We start from the raw sequence: 22,939 nt of genomic DNA on the forward strand, positions 1-22,939 counted from the left end.
GGATAAACAGAGGGGGAGGCAATATGTCCGGGAAGAAAAAAGTGGTTGTAATAGGCGGAGGGCTTGGCGGTTTATCAGCGGCAATTTCACTCCAGCAAAAAGGATACGATGTAGCTATATATGAACAGAACAATCATCTCGGCGGAAAGCTGAACCGTCTGGAACAGGATGGTTTCGGTTTTGATTTAGGGCCATCGATTCTGACGATGCCCCACATATTCGAGACTTTATTTCAGCAAAGCGGAAAACAGATGAGTGATTATGTGAAGATTCAACGGTTGAGCCATCAGTGGCGCTCATTTTTCCCGGACGGTAATACACTTGATTTATATGAGAATTTGTACGATATGGAAAACTTGAATCCTTCTCTCTCGAAAAAAGATATTAAACAATACAATAAATTACTGGAATACTCGAAAGGATTATACGAAATAACGGAGCAAGGATACTTTGATCAGGGATTGGACAATCTCAAAGAAGTGCTTCAATATCACGGTGCGTTTCAGTCATTGCGTAAATTTGATTTAACGTCGACAATGTTTGATGCGATTGATAAAAGAATTAAGAATCCGCAATTCCGGGATATGCTGAGTTATATTGTAAAATATGTCGGATCTTCCGCCTATCATGCGCCGGCAGTTCTTAATATGATGATTTACATGCAGCACGCCCAGGGAATATGGTATGTGCCTGGCGGAATGCACAATTTAGCAAATGCTTTAGTGAAGTTAGCGGAAGAAATTGGTGTAACATTCCATCTTGGGAAAAAGATCGTGAAGCTGGATAAAAACAAGCGAGTTATTACGGCTGCCTATACGGATGATGGCACGAAACTGACTGCTGATTATTTTGTTTCCAATATGGAAGTCATTCCGGCATATAAACAATTGACCGAAGAAAAAGAGAGCTATACCGATAAATTAGATGAAAAATTCGAACCAGCAAGTTCAGGACTTGTTTTACATTTAGGGGTTAAAAACAGCTACCCTCAACTGGCCCATCATAATTTCTTTTTCGCTAAAAATATGAAAAAGCAAATGAATCTGATTTTTGAGAAGCATGAACTTCCGGATGATCCTGTCATTTATTTAGTGAACGTGAATAAAACAGATCCAAAACAAGCACTGCCGGGTCATGAGAACCTTAAAATCCTTCCACATATTCCTCACCTTCAAGATAAGCCTCTAACTCGGCAGCAATATACCGAGTTTGCGGAAAAGGTATTAATAAAGCTGGAAAATATGGGTTTGGACAATCTTAGAGAAAGTATTGTTACAAAGGATATGTGGACACCTCATGATATTGAACGGACGTATTCTTCGGACCGCGGGGCAATTTACGGAACTGTATCCGATAAGAAAATAAATAAAGGATTTAAACATCCGAAGCAAAGTGAACGCTATGATAATTTATATTTCGTCGGGGGAACTGTTAATCCGGGTGGCGGTATGCCAATGGTTACGCTTAGCGGGCAACAGGTGGCGAAGAAACTGATCGAAAAAGATAGGAAGAAGTAAATAGTACTAGCTATAAGATAAATGCAAATGGAAGGAACATGATCAATGGAAACTTTGTATTTGGTTGTGCAAATACTATCCTTACTCGGTTTATTATGTGGTGTCCTGATGTTTTGGTCTACAAGAAAACCACCAGCAAAAGAGGGGAATCCGCCATTACCTTTATTGTCGATCATCATACCAGCCAGAAATGAAGCGCTTCGGTTGCCGCCATTGTTAAAATCACTCCAGCAACAAAGTTGGAAGCGTTTTGAAATAATTGTAGTCGATGATGGTTCCTCGGATCATACTGCTGAAGTTGCATCGTCATACGGAGCGAAGGTTTTAATATGTAAACAAGTAGGCGAGATGAGCCCGGGTAAATCCAATGCTTGTGCGTATGGGGCACAATCTGCAAGAGGAGAATGGCTCCTTTTTTTGGATGCGGATGTTCAGCTTGCTGCTGAAGACAGCCTTGAGCGCATTGTAAACAGCTTTAGCAAGCAAGAAGGAAAAGGGATATTATCAATTCAGCCATATCACCAAATTGTAAAACGATATGAAAATTTATCGGTAATATTTAATATTATTGTGCTGACAGGAATGAATGTATTTACTGTTTGGAAAGAAAAGTTTGCAACGGCAGGATCATTTGGACCATGTATTCTTTGTGATAATGAGAGTTACATTGCAACGGGAGGCCATGAAGCTGCGGAAGAATCGATTATGGATGACTTTGCGCTGAGTGATGTTTTTATAGCGAAAGACTTACCGGTGACCAATTATGCCGGAAAAGGGATTATAAATATGCGAATGTATGAAGAGGGACCGAAGCAACTAATGGAAGGCTGGACAAAAAATTTGGCGACAGCTTCCCAATCCACTCATAAATTTGTCATGCTACTCATACAGCTTTGGATTTTTGGTGTTATTATGGTCGCAATGGCTCCCTTCATCGCCTTTTTAACGGAATCTTCTGTAGCGTTCTTCAGCAGCATTGTCGTCTATTTATTATACGGTGCGCATTTGTATTTGCTTGCGAAAAGAGTAGGGGATTTTCATCTCGTTGTTTTCTTGATTTATCCTTTTTTTGATTTATTTTTTACATCCGTATTTTTGTACTCATTATACCGTACGCATGTTTTGCATTCGGTCATGTGGAGAGGCAGAAAAATCAAAGTGTAATAGGAGAGAGGTATGACAGTTATTAATGCAATTTGGCTTCTCGTTGTTAACATAGTGGCATGGTTCGTTCTTCACTTATCAATTTCAGCGCTCTGTTTCAACATTCCTTTACGCTTTTTTCTGAAGAATGTTGTATTTTTCCGTATTGCAAAGTGGGAGGAGCACGGGGAAATCTGGAATCGGTTATTTTTAGTGAAGAAATGGAAAAAGCACTTAATTGATGGCTCTTTGATTGCAAAGAAAAGTTACAATAAAAGCCATTTACATGGTACGAAGCGGGAAAATCTGATCGTCTTTGCCGCTGAAACAAAAAGGGCTGAAATGACGCATTGGCTGCTTATTTTACCTGCGCCACTATTTTTCCTCTGGAACCCTGTTTGGGCAGGCTGGATTAATATTATCTACGCACTCTTCGCCAATCTACCATTTATATTAACGCAACGTTATAACAGAGGGCGAATTGAAAATATTTTAGATTTACCAGATCGCAACAATTAAAAATACTTTCTATCTCATCCGAACACGAAATATGACGGATAGAAGTAGGCTATGTTAAAATTTTATTGAAATAATGTTAAAAGGAGACGATAATATTGAGTCAGTCATTACAAGGTAAAGTAGCAGTTGTAACAGGTGCTGCACGCGGAATCGGTAAAGCGGTAGCAGTAGCATTAGCAAAAGAGGGTGTGAACGTAGGGATCATTGCACGTTCAGAAGAAGCACTACAGAACGTGGCGAAAGAAATTGAAAGCCATGGTGTTAAAGCTGCCTATGCAGTGGCGGATGTTTCAAATTTAGAACAAGTACAGAAGGCTGCTGCCCATCTAAAAGAAGAGTTGGGTTTAACGGATATTTTAGTTAACAATGCGGGCGTAGGGAAATTCGATAAGCTTGTTGATATGGATCCGGCAGAATTTAAAGAAATTGTCGACATCAATGTAATGGGTACTTTTTATGTATCGCACACAATTGTACCGCAATTAATAGAAAAAAATGCAGGTGATGTTATTAATATTTCATCTACAAACGGTTTAAACGGTGCAGCAACATCAAGTGCATACAGTGCTTCTAAATTCGGTGTCATCGGCTTAACAGAGTCGCTAGCAGCAGAAGTGCGCCGCAACAATATTCGTGTAACAGCATTAGCGCCAAGTACAATCGCAACAGATTTGGCGGATGCACTGAACTTAGTGCCTGATGAAAAAAGAGATCAATATATGCACCCTGAAGATATTGCAGACTATATTATCGCGCAATTGAAGCTGAACAACCGCATGTATATTAAAAACGCAACATTAATGAATACAAATCCGTTCTAATAATAATGCAACTTTAAGAACCGATTGAATTTGAAAAGCCCTTCATTCTGAAAACAGAATGAAGGGCTTTATTTGTAATGATTGAGTTTTTTTGTTAAGCCTGTTGGAATTCCTCTTTTAAAATAGAGTAATATACACTATCTACGAGAGTACCTTTGATCATATGATTTTTTCGCATTGTTCCTTCATGGGTCATCCCTAAACGCTGCATTACTTTAGCGGAAGCCGCATTATGAACGTGTGATTCCGCAAATACTCGTTCTAAGCCGAGTGTATTGAAGGCTAAATCCAGTACAACTTTGCTGGCTTCTGATATATAGCCTTTTCCCCAGAAACTGCGGTTCAATGTAAAGCCAAGTTCGCCGCTTTTATTCCATTCATGAACACGGAATTCAATTGCACCGATCATTTTATTGCTTTCTTTTAATACGATCGCATACTTCCCGGCAGGTTCTTTCATAAAATAATTCTCAATCATTTTCTTCGTTTGTTCTAGATCTTTGTGTGCATGATAAAGGAATTTCATTGTTTCTTCATCCGCTGTATATTCGTACATATCTTCAGTATCTTCAATTGAAATTGGGCGTAAAAAAAGACGATCGCTTTCCAAATGACTATTTTTTTCAAGCATTAAATTAAGATTTTCCATTAGTTTTCTCCAATATTATATTATTATTCGAGAGTGTTATAGGCTTGCTTATTATAACATAATATACATTTTTTAACTATATGAGATAAGTTAAATATATTTTCCCTATGAAAGTAGAGATTAATCGAATGGTAGCTGAATAAATTGATCAATGATAAAAGAGGCAGCACCGAGGGCAATTGCACGATCCTTTAATTTCGAAAATTGCACAGAGTAGTTATCCCGCTGAAAATGCATAGTATTAGCGTGAATTGTATCTAATATAGATTGCTCAATAAATTTTTGCGCTTTTACTATACGATTACCAATAATAATTTTTTCGGGGTTAAATGTTTGAATTAAATTAGTAATCCCGAGACCGATATAGTACCCGGTTTCCTTAAATAATTGAATAACATCTTCATGACCCTCTTCAGCAAAGGTAATTAGCTGCTCTAATGATAGTTCTCTTTCTTTTAACATATAAGTCGCATCATGAATGAGAGCGTATTCTGAGGCGTATGCTTCCCAACATCCGTTGCGCCCGCAAGTGCATTTACGACCATTCATATGTATGATTGTATGACCACTTTCGCCCGAATAGCCGTTAACACCTAGATAAATATTATGATCAATAATAATCCCAACACCTAATCCGATACCTATACTTAAATATAATAGATTTGAAGTTTCTTTATTATTTTCGAAAATATACTCTGCATAGGCACCAGCATTTGCCTCATTTGAAATATAGATGGGGAAGTCAAAGCGATCACGCAAATATCCACTGATATCAAAATCTCCCCAACGTAAATTAGGTGCAATAATAATTACGCCGTCTTTATTAACAGAACCAGGAACGGCAACTCCTAATCCGACGATTGAGAATGGACTAGGGGGCACATTTTTTACGAGTAATTCAACTAAACTCAAAATACTTTTTAAATACGCGTCAAGTTGAATTGATGGTACGAGTTGGAAATGGTCGAAAACAATTTCTCCTTTTATATTAAAGACGGCACCATATAAATAGTTAACGCCAATATCAATGCCAAGTGCAAAACCAGCTGTTTCATTAAACCTTAATAACCGGGATCTTCTCCCTCCAGTTGAACAATCTTTCCCATCTTCTACGATTAATCGGTCCTCTATTAGTTCTGTTACTAAATTTGCAACAGTTGCTTTTTTTAACCCAATTTCTTCAATGATTTCTCCTCTAGAAACAATCCTTTTAGAAAAAATATAATTTAAAATTTGCTGCTTATTAAATTTTTTCCCTATTTGTTGATTCCAAGACAAAGTAACAATCCCTCCAATACAAAACGATCGATAATTTTAATTAAAGTATAACAAAAAAACTTTGTTCATCCAATAGACAAACAAATATTAACATGTTATTCTATTTTTAAATTGAGAATATTACAAATATTAAAGGGGTGTAGTTCATGCGTAAATGTAAGGGCTTTCTTTTTGGAATTCTGTTAGTAATATCAATGTTATTGGTAGCTTGTGGACAGGATGCAGGCGACTCAAGCAAAGATACAGGCAAGGCAAATTCAAGTGATTCAGCAGGCGATAAATTGAAGATTGGTTTATCGGTATCGGACTTAACATTAGAACGTTGGCAGCATGACCGTGATTTCTTCGTAGCTAAGGCCGAAGAAATGGGTGCAGAAGTCGTAGTGCAGTCTGCAAATGGTGATGAAGCAAAGCAATTATCGCAAATACAAAATATGCTGTCTCAGGATTTAGATGCATTAGTAATTATTGCGATTAATTCAGATTCTTTATCCACTGTTGTGGAGCAGGCAAATGCAGAAGACGTTCCAGTATTAGCATATGACCGATTGATTAACGGGGCAGATATCAGTGCATATGTTTCATTTGATAACGTACGTGTGGGCGAGATGCAAGCGGAGTATTTAGTGAATTTAAAACCTGACGGAAACTTCTTCTTAATGGGGGGATCTCCAACGGATAACAACGCAAAAATGTTCCGTGAAGGGCAAATGAATATTATTCAGCCATTAGTTGATAAAGGTGATATTACAATTGTAGGCGATCAGTGGGCGAAAGACTGGGATGCAAATGAAGCATTAAAAATCATGGAAAACGCATTAACTGCAAACAAAAACAATATTGATGTTGTCGTTGCTTCAAACGATAATACGGCTGGTGGCGCAATTCAGGCGTTAGAAGCTCAGGGATTAGCTGGTAAAGTATTAATTTCTGGGCAAGATGCTGACCTGGCAGGTGTTCAGCGTATTGCAGAGGGATTACAGACAATGACCGTTTACAAGCCAATAAAAGCAATTGCTGAAAAGAGTGCAGAAGTAGCGGTTCAATTAGCAAAAGGTGAGGAAGTTACTGCTACGGATTCTGTAAACAATGGCCAGATGGATGTTCCATTCATTAAGCTGGACCCAATTTCAGTAGGTAAAGATGAACTTATGACAACAGTTATTGAAGATGAATTCCATAGCTATGATGATGTATATAAAAATGTTCCGGAAAGTGACCGTCCGTAAATAACAGCACAAGGAGGGGAGAATTTCCCTCCTTTCTTTTAAATGAGGATATCGAGAATGGTGGTGGAAACATGACTGAATATGTTTTAGAAATGAAAGGAATAACAAAAGAGTTTCCAAGTGTTAAGGCTCTGGACAATGTTACTTTTTCAGTCCGAAAAGGTGAAATCCATGCCTTATGTGGTGAAAATGGTGCAGGGAAATCGACCTTGATGAAAGTATTAAGCGGCGTTTATCCGGCGGGCACATACAGTGGGAAAATTTTAATCAAAGGCAAAGAAGCAAGTTTCAAAAATATTAAAGAATCACAAGATGCAGGAGTGGCAATTATTTATCAGGAACTGGCATTGGTTGGTGAAATGACGATTGCTGAAAATTTATTTTTAGGACATGATTTAATGCGCTCGGCCGTTATTAATTGGAATGAAATTTATAAAAAGTCGAAGGTAGCACTTGAAAAGGTTGGTTTAGATCTGGATCCACAAATGAAGGTATCCGAATTAACGGTAGGAAAGCAGCAACTTCTGGAAATTGCAAAAGCTCTGACGAAGGAAACGGATATTCTAATCTTAGACGAGCCGACAGCTGCTCTTACAGAAAGTGATGTAGCTGTTTTAATTAAATTGTTAAATGAACTTCGAAAACAAGGTGTAACATGCATATACATTTCGCACAAATTAGGAGAAGTAATGGAGCTGGCTGATTCTGTAACAATTTTACGTGATGGTCAGACAATCTCAACGAACTCCATCGAGTATCTCACTGAGGAAATGATCATTACAAAGATGGTTGGTCGTGAACTGACGGAGTTATTCCCTTATGAGGTGCATGAAATTAGTGATGAAAATGTATTACATGTAGAAAACTACACTTCATACAATAAATCGGGAAAAAAAGTTGTATCTAATATAAATTTCAATGTTAAAAAGGGTGAAATTGTAGGATTTTCCGGCTTGATGGGAGCAGGTCGCTCAGAGCTGTTTATTAGTTTGTTTGGCGGAATGCCTGGTAAAAAAGAAGGTACGGTCAAATTAAATGATAAAACCGTAACAATTAAATCACCAGCGGATGCTATTAAAGAGGGATTTGCTTATGTATCGGAAGATCGTAAGCGATACGGTCTAGTACTAGGAATGGATATCGCAAAAAATACGACACTGATTGCATTAAACAAGGTGATGAAACTAAATGTGATTAGCCAAGCACTTGAAGTAAGAGCAGCAGAAGAGATTACAACCAAGATGAAATTAAAAGCACCTAATCTAGACATAGAGGTAGGAAAGCTAAGTGGAGGAAACCAGCAAAAGGTTGTTTTGAGTAAGTGGATTATGAATAATCCAAAACTATTAATCTTAGATGAGCCTACTAGAGGGATTGATGTTGGTGCTAAATATGAAATTTACAAAATTATGAATGAGCTTGTCCAACAAGGTGTAGGGATTGTACTAATTTCATCTGAGCTGCCTGAAGTTTTAGGAATGTCAGATCGAATTCTTGTTATGTGTGAAGGGGAAATTACGGGAGAATTTGCAAGAGAAGAAGCAACACAGGAAAAAGTAATGATGTGTGCAACTGGAGGGAAAAAACGTGATTAATGAACAGACAATCAAAAAAGAAAGTAAATTATCCTTCAAATTCGATTTACAATCCTATACCTTAATTATTGCTTTAATTTTTATTGCTATTATTTTCACATTTTTTACTGGAGGGGAATTCTTATCTTCTCGTAATATATCCAATTTATTTACCCAAATGTCGATCATAGCTGTACTTGCGGTAGGAATGACATTGGTAATTGTGGCAGGACACATTGATTTATCGGTAGGTTCGATTGTAGGGGTTACAGGTGGAATTGCCGCAATGCTGCAAGTTTGGCAAGGATGGAGTACACCGGTTGTTGTACTCGCAGCAATTATAATTGGAGGTTTAATTGGGTTATGGCAAGGATGGTGGGTCGCATACCGAGCAGTACCCGCATTTATTGTTACGCTTGGCGGAATGTTGATATTCCGAGGGGTTCTAATCGGTTTATCGGATGGTCAAACGATTTCATCATTAAACCCAAGTTTCAAACAAATCGGAAACAGTTACTTACCATTTATACCAGGTTATATTATAGCTGCTATAGCCGTTATTTTAATGATAGCTTTCACGGTAAATAGTCGTAGAAAGCGTAAGGAAATGGGCTTATTATTATTGCCTTCTGTAATCGATTATGGAAAAGTGACAGTTTATTCTGTTGTTCTAGTAGTCATTACGTATATGTTGAATCGTTATTTAGGTATTCCAATCCCGTTTTTAATTGTAGCGGTAATTGCGCTTGTTTTCATGTTCATTACAACAAAAACAGCATTTGGACGCCGGATTTATGCAATAGGCGGCAACCCGGAAGCAGCAGCATTATCGGGAATAAATATTAAACGAAATACGCTATATGTATTCGTCAGCATGGGTGCTTTAGCTGGAGTAGCAGGTGTGTTATTAACAGCACGTTTAAATGCAGCAACAGTATCTGCCGGGAACAGTTATGAATTGGATGCCATCGCAGCCTGCGTAATTGGCGGTACATCTTTAATGGGCGGTAAAGGGAAGATCTTTGGTGCGATTATCGGTGCACTCATTATGGCAAGTATTGATAACGGAATGTCGATGATGAATATCGGCGCTTACTGGCAGTATATCGTAAAAGGTTTGATTTTAATTTTGGCGGTATGGGTTGACATCATTTCTAAAAACAAATGAATCGGGGGAATATTATATGTCATATTTCAGCAATATCTCAGCAATCAAGTATGAAGGACCAAAATCAACAAGTGATTTAGCATTTAAATACTACAATCCAGAGGAAGTTGTTGGCGGGAAAACGATGGAGGAAACTTTACGTTTTGGTGTAGCCTATTGGCATACATTTACGTATGATGGCGGAGATCCGTTTGGTGCAGGAAATATGGAGCGGTCATGGGACAAATTTTCCGGCATGGACCTAGCAAAGGCACGTTTAGAAGCTTCATTTGAATTTTATGAAAAGTTAAATGTGCCATTTTTCTGCTTCCATGATGTAGACGTTGCACCGGAAGGCCAGTCATTGGCGGAAACGAATAAAAACCTGGATGAAATTATAGACATGATGGAAAAATACATGGCTACATCAAAAACTAAGCTCCTATGGAATACAGCCAATATGTTTTCAAACCCACGCTTTGTTCACGGTGCTGCGACTTCACCTAATGCAGATGTTTTTGCCTATTCGGCTGCGAAAGTGAAAAAGGGATTGGAAGTAGCGAAGCGTTTAGGCGCTGAAAACTATGTCTTCTGGGGTGGTCGTGAAGGCTATGAAACACTGCTTAATACAAATATGAAGTTAGAACAAGATAATCTTGGTAAGTTCTTGAACATGGCGGTAGATTATGCAAAAGAAATTGGTTATGAAGGTCAATTCTTGATTGAACCAAAGCCAAAAGAGCCGACAAAACACCAATATGACTTCGATGTAGCAACAGGGATTGGTTTCTTGCGTACGTACGGATTAGAAAACAAGTTCAAATTCAATATAGAAGCAAACCATGCAACATTAGCCGGGCATACATTTGAGCATGAGTTACATACAGCACGTATTAACGGGATGCTGGGCTCAGTGGATGCCAACCAGGGCGATACATTACTTGGATGGGATACGGATGAATTCCCTACAGACCTTTACACAAACACGTTAGCAATGTATGAAATTTTGAAAAATGGCGGCCTCGGAAAGGGCGGTTTGAACTTTGATGCAAAAGTACGCCGTGGATCATTTGAGCAGGATGATTTGTTTTATGCACATATAGCGGGAATGGACTCATTTGCTGTCGGACTGAAGGTTGCCCACAAGCTATTGGAAGATGGTGTGTTGGAAAACTTCGTAGATAATCGTTATAGCAGTTATAACGAAGGCATAGGCAAACAAATTGTTGATGGGACTGTCGGCTTCAAGCAGTTGGAAGAATATGCTTTAGGGCTTGGGGACGTTAAAAACAGCTCTGGTCGCACAGAAAAATTGAAAATGATTATAAATCAGTACATTTTAAATGTTATAGCTGAATAATTGTGGTCAAGAAGCTTTTTGAGGCTAGAGCAAAAGATTTATACTTTTGGTCTAGCCTTTTATGCAGTATACGGGTGGAGGCAGAAATATGAAGTATGTAATCGGGATTGACCTAGGAACAAGCGCAGTAAAAGCACTGTTAATGAATGAGCAAGGAACTATTGTCGATGAAGCATCAAGGAGCTATCCGCTTGTTCATGAAAAGCCAAGTTACTCAGAGCAAAATCCAAATGATTGGGTGACTGGAACTAAAGCGGCAATTCAGGAAATTGTTAAACGATTTACAGGAGATGTTTCTACTATTGTAGGGATTAGTTATTCTGGTCAAATGCATGGATTGGTGCTACTTGATGAAAATAATGATATTCTTCGACCTGCAATCTTATGGAATGATACGCGGACAACAGAGCAGTGTAAGCAAATTGTTGAACAAGTTGGGCAGGAGGACCTGCTGAGAATTACTAAAAATAATGCTCTTGAAGGCTTTACGTTACCAAAGATTCTATGGGTAAAGGAATATGAACCGGAAATTTTCAAAGCGATAAAAACTTTTCTATTACCTAAGGATTATGTGCGTTTTGTGATGACTGGAAATTTGCATATGGATTATTCCGATGCGGCAGGCACATTATTACTGGATATAGAAAAGAGCGAATGGAGTCAGGAAATAGCTGCAGTGCTGGGAATTAATTTAGCAATATGTCCACCGCTTGTGTCATCGGCAACAGAAGTGGGGCAATTGACAGTGGAATTTGCTAAAAGCACAGGATTAACGACCGCAACTAAGATTTATGCTGGTGGTGCGGATAATGCTTGTGGGGCAATTGGTTCTGGTGTTGCAGGTGATGGTAAAACAATGGTCAGTATTGGTACATCGGGAGTTCTATTATCATATGAGGAATCCAATACAAAGGATTTTGAAGGAAAGGTACACTATTTTAACCATGTTGTAGAGGATGCTTACTACACAATGGGGGTTACGTTGTCGGCGGGGCACTCCCTTAGCTGGTTTAAAGAGAGATTTGCGGAAGGGCAGTCTTATGATGAATTGTTTGCGGGGATTAATACAATTACTCCGGGAAGTAACGGGTTATTATTTACACCGTATATTGTAGGTGAACGCACACCTTATGCAGATTCTACGATTCGTGGAAGCTATATTGGCATAGATGCATCACATACAAAGCAACATTTTGCGCGGGCTGTGATGGAGGGAATCGTTTTTTCACTGCGTGATTCGTTAGAGATTTTCCGTAACTCGGGCAAAGATATTACCGAAATGGTTTCTATCGGCGGTGGCGCAAAAAGTCCAGTCTGGCTACAAATGCAGGCCGATATTTTTAATGTAACGGTGTATAAACTAAAAAATGAGCAAGGGCCAAGTATCGGTGCGTGTATGATTGCAGCGGTAGGAGCGAATATATACACAGATTTTGAAGAAGCTGTTCAGGCTTGTGTTCAAGTAGAAGGGAAATTTGAACCGAATCGTGAGAATGTTGAAATATACAATCAGCTATATGCGGTATATCAACAGATTTACACTCAGACAAAAGCGTTAAATGAACAATTAAAACTATTTCGCTAGGGAGGAATTTATAATGAACAAAGTAAAATGGGGTATTTTAAGTACAGCCAATATTGCGCAAACGCAACTGATTCCGGCTATAAAACGTGCTGAAAATGCGGAAGTCATTGCAATTGCCAGCCGTGGTCCAAAGGTACATGCGATCGCTGAAAAACTAGGAATCGAAAGAGCTTACGAGAGTTATGATGAATTATTAAATGATCATGAGGTAGAAGTAATTTATATTCCACTCCCAAATGATTTACATAAAGAGTGGGTCATTAAAGCAGCAAAGGCAGGAAAGCACATTTTGTGTGAAAAACCTGCTGCATTAAATGAAGCTGATTTAGAAGAAATGATTACAGTTTGTAATGAAGAGAATGTACAGTTTATGGAAGCGTTCATGTACCAATTTCATCCACAGCATATGCGAGTAAAAGAAATTATTAATTCTGGAGAAATTGGTGAAGTAAAACTTTTTAAATCAAGTCACTCATTTTATTTAACAGATCGTAAAGGTGACATTCGCATGAACGCAGAAAAAGGTGGGGGTGCTATCTGGGATGTTGGTTGTTATTCGGTTCATGCAATGCAACTCATTTTGGGAAATGACGTTAAGTCACTTTCATTTAAAAGGATTGCAGATTCAAAAACTACTGTCGATATTTCTGCGTTTGGAATAGTCGAGCTGGAAAATGGAATCCACGGAATGATCGATTGTAGTTTTGATATGACAGAACGAAATGAATATGAAATAGTGGGGACGAAGGGAACGGTAAAAGTTAAAAATGCATTTAGACCAGACCGTCTAAGCGGGAATGGACAAATTACTATCAATACTTTAACAACAGAACGTATCGAACAAACCGGAGGAGATATATACAAGCAAGAGGTTGAATACTTCTCCGATGCTGTACGTACTAATGGAGCACTGACAGTACAGCATAATTATTCACGCAAAAACGTGGGGATTTTGCACGCGATTCAGCAATCGGTAGACACAAATCAACAAATCGTATTAGCTGATTACGTTTGCAATGATTGAAGTTAGATCTTTTGGTCAAATAAACAAGCATCCCGTTTATGAAGTTATTTTAACGAATACGAATGGGATGTATGTAAGCAGTTGTACATTAGGGTGTACGATTACGGCAATCGCTCCCCCTGATGCTAATGGAATAATTGAAAATGTTGTTTGTTCATTTGATACGGCAGAAAAATATAAACAATATCCGCAGTTTTTTGGTGCGGCGATTGGACCTTTTGCAGGCCGTCTTGAAGATGCTATTTTAGAAATCAATGGAGTTTCTTTTCAAGCGAGGGCAAATGAAGGGCACCATTTACTGCACGGTGGAAATGACGGCTTTCACAATCAGCTATGGCAATTTGAAACAGGTGTTTCCTCGCGTGGACAATATGTAAGATACTTTCTCAATTTTGAATCCGTTGATTTTCCTGGAAAGTTAAATATGTCTATTACCTATACATTAACAGCCAGTAACGAGCTAATTATTTCGTATGAAGGTATAAGCGATACTGATACGATTCTAAATTGTACAAATCATAGTTACTTTAATCTAAGCGGAAATTTAAAGCGTACGATTGAAGGGCATACATTGAAATTTTCCAGTAGAGGAATGCTTTATATTGATGAGCAGGGGTTACCGCTGGGCAATATAGAAAATGTAATTGGTACAATATTTGACTTTAATGAAAAGAAATATTTGAAGGAAGTCATGGAGAGTAACTTTCCGCAAGTTAAGTTGGCGAGCGGAGGTATAGACCATCCGTTTTTATTAGAAAAAAGTGAAATTGTATTATCGGAGGAAGAAAGTGGCCGCAAACTTACAATCATAACGGATGAACAAGCTTTAGTTGTATATACTGGCAGTAAAATCGGCAGTGGCTACTCATTTAAGGAAGCACCCGCACAAAATTATTTAGGTATTTGTTTAGAGGTACAAAATGCTCCAAATAGCATGAAATATAAACATTTACCAAGTTCTATTATAAAAAAAGGAATTCCTTATTATCACGAAACAATCTACAGATTTACAAATCTATAATAAATATATCCGAGAATAGAAGAAGCCCCATTCGATTATAAAACGAATGGGGCTTCTAACTTATATATTCGAATGATGGGCAGCCGAAGTAGAAATTTTTTCTTCTCTACCATTTGTTTTTCTCGTTAAAGAAAAGACTGCACATGCTAACGCAACTAGTACAAGTGCGCCACCATACCAAGCTGCATGTGAAATCGTGTCTGTTTGAGTGATTACAATTCCGCCAAACGCTGATCCCATCGAAATTCCGATCTGTAAAGCCGAATTATTAAAGCTTTGCTGAATATCTGATGTGGCAGGATCTGTCTGAATCAAGTAGCTTTGCTGTGGTGGTGATAAACTCCAGCTTAGCGCTCCCCAAATCATCATAATCGGTATGAAGATGATAAGAGAGAAGGTCGTGAATGGCAGTATGAATAACACGACTGCAAATGAAACAATAACGAAAATAATACTCTTAGGTGCACCGATTTTATCCGAAAGCGTTCCGCCAAATGCGCCGCCGCTTACTGCAGCAATCCCGAATAATAAATAGCAAAGACTGATCCAGCTGGAATTCAGACTTAGTTCTGTTTCCAAAAATGGTGTGAAGTACGCGTACATCGTATAGTGTCCAGCCAGCATAAACATCGTTGCAAGATGGGCACTGCCGATTTTGGAACTGGCAACCGCCTTTAATTGTTGCGAAAGTGGAATGGTCATTTCCCCAGGAACCTTCTCTAAAAAGAGTGAAATTAGAATAAATGAGCCTACTGATAAAATCGCAATGCCTAGGAAAATTACACGCCATCCGAAATAATCGGAAATTAAAATGCCAAGCGGTACACCTAATACGAGCGAAGAACTAATTCCCATATAAATGAAACCAAGTGCCTTCGCACGATGCGCCGGTGAAACAACTTTTGCAGCGAGGATTAACGAAAGCACGGTGATCAGTGAAGTACTCATTGCACTTAAAATACGGGCAACCATCATAAATGTGAATGTCACACTGAAATACATCATGATATTACTGATGAAGAAAATAAACAACGAAATAAGATATAACTTTTTTCGTTCAACTTTGCTCGTTAAAACTAATAACACAGGGCCGGCGATTGCATAAATAAGGGCAAATACGGTAATCAGCTGTCCTGCAGTACTTATTGAAATATTCATATCCGTTGCGATGATTGGGAGAATGCCTCCAACGATCAATTCTACCAATCCAACAGCAACCGTTGATAATGCGAGTATTAATACTTTGAAATTCATATTTTGTCTTACTTCCTTTCCATTAAAAATAAAAAAATCCTGATTACAAAAAATGAAAAATATCATTTTCTGTAATCAGGATTTTATGGTTCCTGGTAGAGACCCTCAAGCCATATTCTTGAGGTTATACAGTTACTATTAACTTGGATGAATGAGCACTTTGATAGTTTACTCGTTTTCTAAAAAAATTTCAAGTATATGTTATTCAGTAAAAAAAGCTGTCCTCGGAATGAGACGTGGACAGCTTTTTGAATGGAGCGGTTAATTAAAAGCTGAAGTTGTCAGGATCCGGCCCGATACGTAAATCTTGGTTAAGGCCATTAATCTGTTCCATATCTTCAGTAGTCAGCTCAAAATCAAAGATATCGGCATTTTCTACAATGCGATGTTCTTTCGTTGATTTTGGAATCGTTACAACACCGTTTTGCAGATCCCATCTTAAAATGACTTGAGAAACCGTTTTATTATATTTGGCAGCCAATTCATTTAAAAGAGGGTTGTCCAATAATTTTGCCTGCATTAACGGAGACCATGCCTCAAACTGAATGTCGTTGTTTTCACAGAAAGCTTTTACTTCCGTTTGGGCTAAGCGAGGGTGGTATTCCACCTGGTTGATCATCGGTTTGATTTCCGCATCTTTCATCAAATCTTCCAAATGATGAACCTGGAAATTGCAAACACCGATCGCCTTCACTTTTCCTTCTTTATAAAGTGTTTCCATCGCGCGCCATGCATCTTTGTATTTATCTACAACCGCCCAGTGGATAAGGTATAAGTCCAAGTATTCAAGACCTAATTTCTTTAAGCTAGTTTCGTAGGCAGCAAGTGTTTCTTCATAGCCTAAATCTGTATTCCACACTTTAGAAGTGATGAATAATTCTTCTCTTGAAATACCTGTTTCTTTTATTGCTTCACGGATTGCTTCGCCGACGCCCTCTTCATTTTGATAAACGGCAGCTGTATCGATACTGCGGTAACCATGCTTAATCGCAAATTTCACCGCATTCAGCAGTTCAGGTCCTTCCTCAACTAAATATGTACCGAGTCCTAGCCAAGGCATTTTAACACCGTTATTTAATGTTGTTGTATCTTGCAAATTTTTGAGCATCGTAAAACCTCCATCTGTAAAATAACACTTAATAGTGCAACTTCAATAATATACCATGAAATTCAGCTCGCACCTACTGATTGGGCGAGGGGGAATTTGACCTTTAATGCTGTTAAAAAAGCAGGAAAGCCATCCCGAGTTATAGGATGGCCAAAATTATTTTATTTATGAAATGGTATCTGAGCCACGTTTATCTTCGGCAACCATGATTAAAATCTTGCCAGCTTCAAATTGCTCGTTGTAGCGCTCCGCTTCGTCTTCCGGAATACCCATACCGACTAAAGCACCGACAATACCGCCGACCATTACACCGGTAGCTAATCCTGTTAACCCTGCAGCGATTGGTCCGGCAGCAACGACAGGACCGATACCTGGAATCGCAAGTGCACCAAGGCCGACAATAACACCGCCGAGTCCGCCTAATGTTCCGCCCGCAGCAACACCTGTAATTGCGCCTTCCATGGCATTTGCGCCGGTTTCGTTGGAGATTGCATCTACATCCGATACGTTTTTACTGATGATTGAAATATCCTGTGCGCTGTATCCTTGTTGCTTTAATTCCTCAACTGCTTTGATTGCTTCTGCTTCTGTATCATAATATCCTACGACATGTTTTGCCATTTCTCTCATCCTCTCAAAACTCTTTTACATACTAAAATTTACCCCGGAGGAATATTTGTAAACATGAGGAAACAGGGAGGGGGGAAACTACTTCCTGTAGGAATGAAAAAAGAAAGCCATCCTGACAAATCAGGAATGACTTTCTGCAGTTTTATTATAAAAGTGTTGTACCGCGTGTGTCTTCATCTACCATAATTAAAATTTTACCGGATTCAAATTGTTCGTTGTAACGGTTTGCTTCATCTTCTGGAATCCCCATTCCGATAAGAGCACCCGTCAAGCCGCCGACACCTGCACCAGCTGCCGCACCTGTAATACCGGCAACAATTGGACCTGCTCCGACAATAGGACCGATTCCTGGAATCACCAATGCGCCAAGACCTGCAAGCACGCCGCCAATTCCGCCTAATGCACCGCCCGCAGCTGCGCCTGTAGCTGCACCTTCTGCAACGTTTGCACCTGTTTCATCGGAAATCGTATCAACATCTGATTGGCTTTTACTGATAACTGAAATATCTTCCGTACGGTAACCTTGTCGTTTGAGATCCTCAATTGCATCTATTGCTTCTGCTTCTGTATCATAATACCCCACAATATGTTTTACCATTTCTATCATCCTCCTCTAAGTTGCACAATGTAAATTTACCCGCGTGTTTTGAAAGTAAACATAACACGTTAACAATATGCTGACTGGAAGGGGGAAATTGAAACATTAGGATACATATAGTTTTGCCGCCAAAAAGCCGGCAACAGCAAAGGATAGGCCGACCGAATAGGTGAGTAAAGAATAGAGTAAAAATTGCTTCCATTGTTTTGCATGGACAAGTGTCACACTTTCCAATTTGAAAGTAGAGAATGTAGTGAACGCTCCTAAAAATCCGATGCACAAAATAAGATTTACATTTGTATGAAGATGCATATTAACCAAAAAACCTAATGCAAAAGAGCCGAGCATATTTACCGTAAAAGTACCAAAGTACATAAACCGGTTTGTATGATTGAGCCGCTTAGAAACAACAGCGCGCAAAATGGCTCCGAAAAACCCGCCAAAGGCCACTAACAAGAAGTTCATCATACTGATTTCTCCCTTTCCGAAAGGCTTTTTCCGATCTTCATGCCAAGTGCAACAAAAATTAATCCGAAAATGGCACTAATGAGAATATAAAGGAAGGCGGAAAAATAAAAGTGATGCTCCAGCAATTGGATAACTTCGATACTGAATGTGGAAAAAGTTGTAAACGATCCAATTAAACCGGTTTTAAATGCTGATAAATAGTCAGGGTTTGCTGTTAGTTTCAGTTCAAGCCCCGAAGAGAGCAACCCTAAAAGAAAGCAGCCTGCCAAATTCACTGCAACCGTTGCAAATGGGAAGGCAGCTGTCTCGTTTGTGAATAAAAGCAGGGATACGCCATATCGTAATGCCGCTCCAATCGCACCGCCGATTCCTATTAAAATCATTTGCAAATTAAGTAACCTCCCTTAAAAAAACAGACTCCCGCCAGTTTACTAAACTGACAGGAGTCATTCGTCTATAGCCGGTTAAGGGCGAATTTTATCGCCTATCATGTTCTATTTACTACATTAATTTATCAATTAATCGTAAGTCAAGATACTCATTAAAAATGCAAGGCAATACCATCACGAAGCATACTCCAAACGCTTCAATAAGTGGAGACAAATCGTTCCTTCACCGTTATTCTTAAATCATGGAAAACAGGAGGAATAAACGTGCAACCATTAATTCATGGAATCCTATTGGCATTTGGCTTAATTTTGCCATTGGGTGTTCAAAACGTATTTATTTTTAATCAAGGCGCAACACACCGGAAATTTAAGAAGGCACTGCCTGCAATAGTAACAGCAGGCATCTGTGATACGATTTTGATTTATTTGGCGGTAGCAGGAGTATCTGTAATTGTTTTTAGTTTTGAATGGCTGAAAATAGCATTGTTTTTAGCAGGGTTCTTTTTCTTGGCATATATGGGGTGGATGATATGGAAAGACAATCCTGCGATAAATGCGAAGCGGGAGGAAAAAGGATTTTCAGCTCGGCGCCAAATAACATTTGCTGCATCCGTATCGCTGCTTAACCCCCATGCTATTTTAGATACAATCGGGGTAATCGGAACAAGTTCATTAACTTATACAGGGTATGAGAAATGGATGTTTACTTTGGCTTGTATAGTCGTATCATGGATCTGGTTTCTGTCGCTTGCCATTGTCGGGAGGAAGATTGGACAAATTGACGGGAACGGGGAATTTTTAAATTACCTTAATAAAATTTCTGCAGTCATCATCTGGATAATGGCACTGTATATGGGCTATCAGTTTTATGCAGTGATTGGTGAATAGGAAAGACGACCGAGCCATTACCAGCCGAAGATATCGTTTAATATTACGCTAGGAAAATACTACTCTTAACGGACTGCTATAAATACATCTATAAACTCAGAAACCAATAACTCCTCAAAACGTAAAAAACTTAATGAAACTAAAACGAACTGATGATAGTTCACTTTTAGAAATTGGAGGAAGTTGAGATGGCTATTAAACAAATGAATAAAAAGAAAAAGAAACGCCGCTCACTTTGGCCAGGCTATCAAAAAGGTGATGGCATCATTGCAGTTTTTATGCTGATTGCCATGCTTATTTTACTCCCATCCTTATTCATATGGGGAATATCCTTCTTTAATGAAGAGCATTTTATTGTTCATGAGATGATGAATGCCCTTGCTGCAGCAGGGGTAAGTGTATGTTTTGGAATAGGGTTCATAGGGATGGTTTTTGGAATAAAGAGCTGGTTCGGAAAAATGGTGAGTATAGTGATTGTCTTGATCATGTTCGGAGTGGGTTACTCTTTTTCAGAAACATCGGCACTTCTCTATAAAGACAAAGTGGCTTATGAAAATAAAGATTTTGAGGAGATGGTCGCTGTACCGATAGGCGTGGAATACGAGCCGCCCGATTATGGTCTTCCGAAACTGATGAAGTTAGAGTTTGAAGAGCTGACAATCGATGTGTATAATCTTGAGATTCACCGGAGAGATTACGAAGCGAATTGGAAAGGGAAACCGCTCAAAATTACTTATCTGCCCAACAGCCATTTTGCGGTAAGTGTAAAAGAATATATAGAATAAACAGGCGGTCATACAAGCTGTACTACCTGTTAAACAACTCGGAAAACAAGAGAATTTTATGTTTTTCGAGCTTTTTTATTGACTGGAAAAGAGTGGAGTTCTTGTAGCCCTAAAGAACGACTTAGGGGGAGATTACAAATAATTGCGTTAAATTATGTTAGAATATTTAATGGAGCTATTTAACTTACGCTCACAACTGTCTGCGCGGTAAAATATCATTTCTTTTTTTGTTTCTGAATTGAAGGGATCAATTGCAGATGATTACCCGTAACCGCCCTTTCCCTTATAAGATCCATCCACCTCCAACAAAAGTTCCTTTGAAACAAAAGAAGTATAAGTACAGAAAGGATTTGATTGAATGAGATCTGAGATTACTGCAGATCAGAGTTTAACAGAAAGAGACTTATATCAAAAAGAAGCAACAAGTGACTATACGTTTGACCGGGTTCCGCGTGAAGAACGCAAAATGGGCTGGTTAAGTATCACGAATATAACGTTCGGCATTGCAACTGCCATTTTCTATTTCCAGATGGGAAGTGTTATGGCACTACAGTTCGGAGCGGTCAATGCACTTATATCTGCCGGCTATGCCATCATTGTCGCAGGTATTCTCGGAAGTATTATTGTTTATTTATCGGCTAAGTCCGGCATGAACGTCAACTTATTATCCCGCGGAGGATTCGGTTATATCGGAGCCTCATTAACCTCATTAATTTACGCATCAAACTTTATTATGTATTGTGCCTTTGAAGGTATGATTTTAGTCGCTGCAGTTCATGCATATTTCCCGGCGATTCCGGTCTGGCTTTTGATTGTAATCTTTGGTTCACTAGTAATTCCGTTAAACTGGTTTGGCATTAAACAATTGGACAAACTTCAAAAATGGTCATTGCCGATTTTTGGATTATTCCTCATTACTGCGATTGTTATTGCTTTCAATACCCCATCACTAAACCCCGGAAATTTCTGGACCTATTTACCTGAAGGTGTTCAAATAGGCGGTACGGCATTGCTGTTATGTATCGGAATGCAACACGGAATCATGGGTCTTACGGCTTTGATTGCCTCAGATTATGCACGTTTCCTGAAACCGAAAGACTTGAAGATCGGTTCTATTGCTATTGGTTTTATTCCGCAAATTTTCTGTTTCGGAGTAATGGGCGGGCTTGGTATCTGGTTCGGTGTAAAATTTGCTGAAGCGAATCCCGGCGTTTATATCGTGACATTGTTAGGACTCGGTGGTGTCGTATTCACAGTACTGACGCAGGTCCGTATTAACATCACGAATATTTACAGCAGCTCACTTTCACTCTCGAACTTTTTTGAAAATATGTTTGGCTTTACGCCCGGCCGTCGTTTTTGGGTAGTTGTGGGCGGTGTTGCTGCGATGATCTTAATGCTTGGCGGTATTGTCGATCATCTTCAAATTGCGATGACGTTCCAAGGTGTAGCACTGATGAGCTGGGCAGCAGTTCTCGTCACGGAAGCACTCGTTCTCAAAAAATGGCTGAAAATCGGCCCGCGCTATTACGAATCCAGACAGGAAAATCTGTTTAAATGGAATCCGGTTGGTGTCATTGCGTTGATTGTTCCAACTATAATCGGCACAATTGCAGCGCTCGGATATATGGGCACATTCCTTCAAAATACGGCTGCCTTTTTCGCAGCGCTTATGGCAGCACTTCTGACTGTCATTTTAGGGGTGGCGACAAAAGGGCGTTATTATAGCAAGAAAGAAGCGAACGATATTCCGAAAGAGGATTGGATCGCTTAAATAACCGCACTTCTCTTTTTTATGGGAAGTGCGGTTTTTATTTTAAAGGTGCCGGGAAGAGATGCTTTAGCGAAAGAATATGATAATTTACTATACATAAAAATACCACTAAGTACTTGTTATTAGGGAGTTTAATATATACAACTGATTTATAATTATAGTAAAATAATACTATAGC

Annotated in this window: 22 protein-coding genes and 1 riboswitch; of the genes, 14 read left to right on the plus strand and 8 right to left on the minus strand. The window is 39.0% G+C overall.

The genetic code is table 11. The features are described from left to right. Positions 1 to 23: 23 nt before the first annotated feature. The 4 genes from MKX73_RS07850 (at position 24) to MKX73_RS07865 (ending at position 4,000) form a co-directional block, all read left to right on the plus strand. Positions 24 to 1,517 carry a phytoene desaturase family protein gene (locus tag MKX73_RS07850; protein ID WP_340716962.1) on the plus strand — a complete coding sequence of 498 codons (1,494 nt, stop codon included), beginning with the start codon at positions 24 to 26 and terminating at the stop codon, positions 1,515 to 1,517. A gap of 45 nt (positions 1,518 to 1,562) precedes the next feature. Continuing rightward, positions 1,563 to 2,681, plus strand: coding sequence for a glycosyltransferase (locus tag MKX73_RS07855; protein ID WP_340716963.1), 1,119 nt, complete (start codon positions 1,563 to 1,565; stop codon positions 2,679 to 2,681). Between the two features lie 12 nt (positions 2,682 to 2,693). Further along, positions 2,694 to 3,179 carry a glycosyl-4,4'-diaponeurosporenoate acyltransferase CrtO family protein gene (locus tag MKX73_RS07860; RefSeq protein ID WP_340716964.1) on the plus strand — a complete coding sequence of 162 codons (486 nt, stop codon included), beginning with the start codon at positions 2,694 to 2,696 and terminating at the stop codon, positions 3,177 to 3,179. Positions 3,180 to 3,274: 95 nt separating this feature from the next. Beyond that, positions 3,275 to 4,000: a 3-ketoacyl-ACP reductase gene (locus MKX73_RS07865; protein ID WP_340716965.1), complete on the plus strand. Its 726-nt coding sequence runs from the start codon at positions 3,275 to 3,277 to the stop codon at positions 3,998 to 4,000. A 94-nt stretch (positions 4,001 to 4,094) separates the two neighbouring features. Here the strand turns inward: MKX73_RS07865 and MKX73_RS07870 are convergent, their stop codons facing one another. Both MKX73_RS07870 and MKX73_RS07875 read right to left on the minus strand, forming a co-directional pair. Further along, positions 4,095 to 4,649 carry a GNAT family N-acetyltransferase gene (locus MKX73_RS07870; protein WP_340716966.1) on the minus strand — a complete coding sequence of 185 codons (555 nt, stop codon included), beginning with the start codon at positions 4,647 to 4,649 and terminating at the stop codon, positions 4,095 to 4,097. Between the two features lie 120 nt (positions 4,650 to 4,769). Then, positions 4,770 to 5,927: an ROK family transcriptional regulator gene (locus MKX73_RS07875; protein WP_340716967.1), complete on the minus strand. Its 1,158-nt coding sequence runs from the start codon at positions 5,925 to 5,927 to the stop codon at positions 4,770 to 4,772. Positions 5,928 to 6,073: 146 nt separating this feature from the next. Between MKX73_RS07875 and xylF the strand changes: the two genes are divergently transcribed. From xylF to MKX73_RS07910, 7 genes are all read left to right on the plus strand, one after another. Continuing rightward, positions 6,074 to 7,156: a D-xylose ABC transporter substrate-binding protein gene (xylF, locus tag MKX73_RS07880; RefSeq protein ID WP_251691448.1), complete on the plus strand. Its 1,083-nt coding sequence runs from the start codon at positions 6,074 to 6,076 to the stop codon at positions 7,154 to 7,156. A gap of 71 nt (positions 7,157 to 7,227) precedes the next feature. Next, on the plus strand, positions 7,228 to 8,751 hold the full coding sequence (locus MKX73_RS07885; protein WP_340716968.1) for a xylose ABC transporter ATP-binding protein: 1,524 nt from the start codon (positions 7,228 to 7,230) through the stop codon (positions 8,749 to 8,751). After that, the gene (locus tag MKX73_RS07890; RefSeq protein ID WP_340716969.1) at positions 8,744 to 9,898 is read left to right on the plus strand and encodes a sugar ABC transporter permease; all 1,155 of its coding nucleotides are present in this window, start codon (positions 8,744 to 8,746) and stop codon (positions 9,896 to 9,898) included. Before MKX73_RS07885 ends, MKX73_RS07890 begins: the two co-directional genes overlap by 8 nt. A 16-nt stretch (positions 9,899 to 9,914) precedes the next feature. Beyond that, positions 9,915 to 11,237, plus strand: a complete 1,323-nt coding sequence (xylA, locus tag MKX73_RS07895) for a xylose isomerase (protein ID WP_340716970.1) — start codon at positions 9,915 to 9,917, stop codon at positions 11,235 to 11,237. An 88-nt stretch (positions 11,238 to 11,325) separates the two neighbouring features. Beyond that, on the plus strand, positions 11,326 to 12,822 hold the full coding sequence (gene xylB, locus MKX73_RS07900) for a xylulokinase (protein WP_340716971.1): 1,497 nt from the start codon (positions 11,326 to 11,328) through the stop codon (positions 12,820 to 12,822). Positions 12,823 to 12,835: 13 nt separating this feature from the next. Then, a complete protein-coding gene (locus MKX73_RS07905; RefSeq protein ID WP_340716972.1) occupies positions 12,836 to 13,846 on the plus strand; it encodes a Gfo/Idh/MocA family protein in 1,011 nt (336 codons plus the stop codon). Further along, positions 13,839 to 14,867 carry an aldose epimerase family protein gene (locus MKX73_RS07910; RefSeq protein WP_340716973.1) on the plus strand — a complete coding sequence of 343 codons (1,029 nt, stop codon included), beginning with the start codon at positions 13,839 to 13,841 and terminating at the stop codon, positions 14,865 to 14,867. The genes MKX73_RS07905 and MKX73_RS07910 overlap by 8 nt, the downstream gene beginning before the upstream one ends. A 60-nt stretch (positions 14,868 to 14,927) precedes the next feature. Here the strand turns inward: MKX73_RS07910 and MKX73_RS07915 are convergent, their stop codons facing one another. From MKX73_RS07915 to crcB (MKX73_RS07940), 6 genes are all read right to left on the minus strand, one after another. Then, positions 14,928 to 16,121, minus strand: a complete 1,194-nt coding sequence (locus MKX73_RS07915) for an MFS transporter (RefSeq protein WP_340716974.1) — start codon at positions 16,119 to 16,121, stop codon at positions 14,928 to 14,930. A gap of 52 nt (positions 16,122 to 16,173) precedes the next feature. Beyond that, a riboswitch (purine riboswitch) is annotated at positions 16,174 to 16,273 on the minus strand. Positions 16,274 to 16,386: 113 nt separating this feature from the next. Next, on the minus strand, positions 16,387 to 17,229 hold the full coding sequence (locus MKX73_RS07920) for an aldo/keto reductase (RefSeq protein WP_340716975.1): 843 nt from the start codon (positions 17,227 to 17,229) through the stop codon (positions 16,387 to 16,389). A 165-nt stretch (positions 17,230 to 17,394) separates the two neighbouring features. After that, the gene (locus tag MKX73_RS07925; RefSeq protein WP_340716976.1) at positions 17,395 to 17,850 is read right to left on the minus strand and encodes a general stress protein; all 456 of its coding nucleotides are present in this window, start codon (positions 17,848 to 17,850) and stop codon (positions 17,395 to 17,397) included. Between the two features lie 154 nt (positions 17,851 to 18,004). Beyond that, complete coding sequence (locus MKX73_RS07930) at positions 18,005 to 18,457, minus strand: general stress protein (RefSeq protein ID WP_340716977.1); 453 nt, start codon at positions 18,455 to 18,457, stop codon at positions 18,005 to 18,007. A gap of 105 nt (positions 18,458 to 18,562) precedes the next feature. Continuing rightward, positions 18,563 to 18,925, minus strand: a complete 363-nt coding sequence (gene crcB, locus MKX73_RS07935) for a fluoride efflux transporter CrcB (RefSeq protein ID WP_340716978.1) — start codon at positions 18,923 to 18,925, stop codon at positions 18,563 to 18,565. Continuing rightward, positions 18,922 to 19,308 carry a fluoride efflux transporter CrcB gene (gene crcB, locus MKX73_RS07940; RefSeq protein ID WP_340718867.1) on the minus strand — a complete coding sequence of 129 codons (387 nt, stop codon included), beginning with the start codon at positions 19,306 to 19,308 and terminating at the stop codon, positions 18,922 to 18,924. The genes crcB (MKX73_RS07935) and crcB (MKX73_RS07940) overlap by 4 nt, the downstream gene beginning before the upstream one ends. 270 nt (positions 19,309 to 19,578) lie before the next feature. On the opposite strand from crcB (MKX73_RS07940), the gene MKX73_RS07945 reads away from it, so the two are divergent. The 3 genes from MKX73_RS07945 (at position 19,579) to MKX73_RS07955 (ending at position 22,761) form a co-directional block, all read left to right on the plus strand. Then, the gene (locus MKX73_RS07945) at positions 19,579 to 20,202 is read left to right on the plus strand and encodes a LysE/ArgO family amino acid transporter (RefSeq protein ID WP_340716979.1); all 624 of its coding nucleotides are present in this window, start codon (positions 19,579 to 19,581) and stop codon (positions 20,200 to 20,202) included. A gap of 188 nt (positions 20,203 to 20,390) precedes the next feature. Then, on the plus strand, positions 20,391 to 20,987 hold the full coding sequence (locus tag MKX73_RS07950; protein ID WP_340716980.1) for a hypothetical protein: 597 nt from the start codon (positions 20,391 to 20,393) through the stop codon (positions 20,985 to 20,987). 358 nt (positions 20,988 to 21,345) lie between these two features. Further along, positions 21,346 to 22,761: a purine-cytosine permease family protein gene (locus MKX73_RS07955; RefSeq protein ID WP_340716981.1), complete on the plus strand. Its 1,416-nt coding sequence runs from the start codon at positions 21,346 to 21,348 to the stop codon at positions 22,759 to 22,761. Positions 22,762 to 22,939 lie beyond the last annotated feature (178 nt).

Origin of the sequence: Solibacillus sp. FSL W7-1436 (genome assembly GCF_038007305.1) — a bacterium.
Lineage (GTDB): Bacteria > Bacillota > Bacilli > Bacillales_A > Planococcaceae > Solibacillus.

Excerpts from the sequence above, each read along its gene's own strand:
- MKX73_RS07850 (WP_340716962.1), top strand. The coding sequence starts at position 24 with ATGTCCGGGAAGAAAAAAGTGGTTGTAATAGGCGGAGGGCTTGGCGGT.
- MKX73_RS07855 (WP_340716963.1), top strand. The coding sequence starts at position 1,563 with ATGGAAACTTTGTATTTGGTTGTGCAAATACTATCCTTACTCGGTTTA.
- MKX73_RS07860 (WP_340716964.1), top strand. The coding sequence starts at position 2,694 with ATGACAGTTATTAATGCAATTTGGCTTCTCGTTGTTAACATAGTGGCA.
- MKX73_RS07870 (WP_340716966.1), bottom strand. The coding sequence starts at position 4,649 with ATGGAAAATCTTAATTTAATGCTTGAAAAAAATAGTCATTTGGAAAGC.
- xylF (WP_251691448.1), top strand. The coding sequence starts at position 6,074 with ATGCGTAAATGTAAGGGCTTTCTTTTTGGAATTCTGTTAGTAATATCA.
- MKX73_RS07885 (WP_340716968.1), top strand. The coding sequence starts at position 7,228 with ATGACTGAATATGTTTTAGAAATGAAAGGAATAACAAAAGAGTTTCCA.
- xylA (WP_340716970.1), top strand. The coding sequence starts at position 9,915 with ATGTCATATTTCAGCAATATCTCAGCAATCAAGTATGAAGGACCAAAA.
- xylB (WP_340716971.1), top strand. The coding sequence starts at position 11,326 with ATGAAGTATGTAATCGGGATTGACCTAGGAACAAGCGCAGTAAAAGCA.
- MKX73_RS07905 (WP_340716972.1), top strand. The coding sequence starts at position 12,836 with ATGAACAAAGTAAAATGGGGTATTTTAAGTACAGCCAATATTGCGCAA.
- MKX73_RS07910 (WP_340716973.1), top strand. The coding sequence starts at position 13,839 with ATGATTGAAGTTAGATCTTTTGGTCAAATAAACAAGCATCCCGTTTAT.
- MKX73_RS07915 (WP_340716974.1), bottom strand. The coding sequence starts at position 16,121 with ATGAATTTCAAAGTATTAATACTCGCATTATCAACGGTTGCTGTTGGA.
- MKX73_RS07920 (WP_340716975.1), bottom strand. The coding sequence starts at position 17,229 with ATGCTCAAAAATTTGCAAGATACAACAACATTAAATAACGGTGTTAAA.
- MKX73_RS07925 (WP_340716976.1), bottom strand. The coding sequence starts at position 17,850 with ATGGCAAAACATGTCGTAGGATATTATGATACAGAAGCAGAAGCAATC.
- MKX73_RS07930 (WP_340716977.1), bottom strand. The coding sequence starts at position 18,457 with ATGGTAAAACATATTGTGGGGTATTATGATACAGAAGCAGAAGCAATA.
- crcB (WP_340716978.1), bottom strand. The coding sequence starts at position 18,925 with ATGATGAACTTCTTGTTAGTGGCCTTTGGCGGGTTTTTCGGAGCCATT.
- crcB (WP_340718867.1), bottom strand. The coding sequence starts at position 19,308 with ATGATTTTAATAGGAATCGGCGGTGCGATTGGAGCGGCATTACGATAT.
- MKX73_RS07950 (WP_340716980.1), top strand. The coding sequence starts at position 20,391 with ATGGCTATTAAACAAATGAATAAAAAGAAAAAGAAACGCCGCTCACTT.
- MKX73_RS07955 (WP_340716981.1), top strand. The coding sequence starts at position 21,346 with ATGAGATCTGAGATTACTGCAGATCAGAGTTTAACAGAAAGAGACTTA.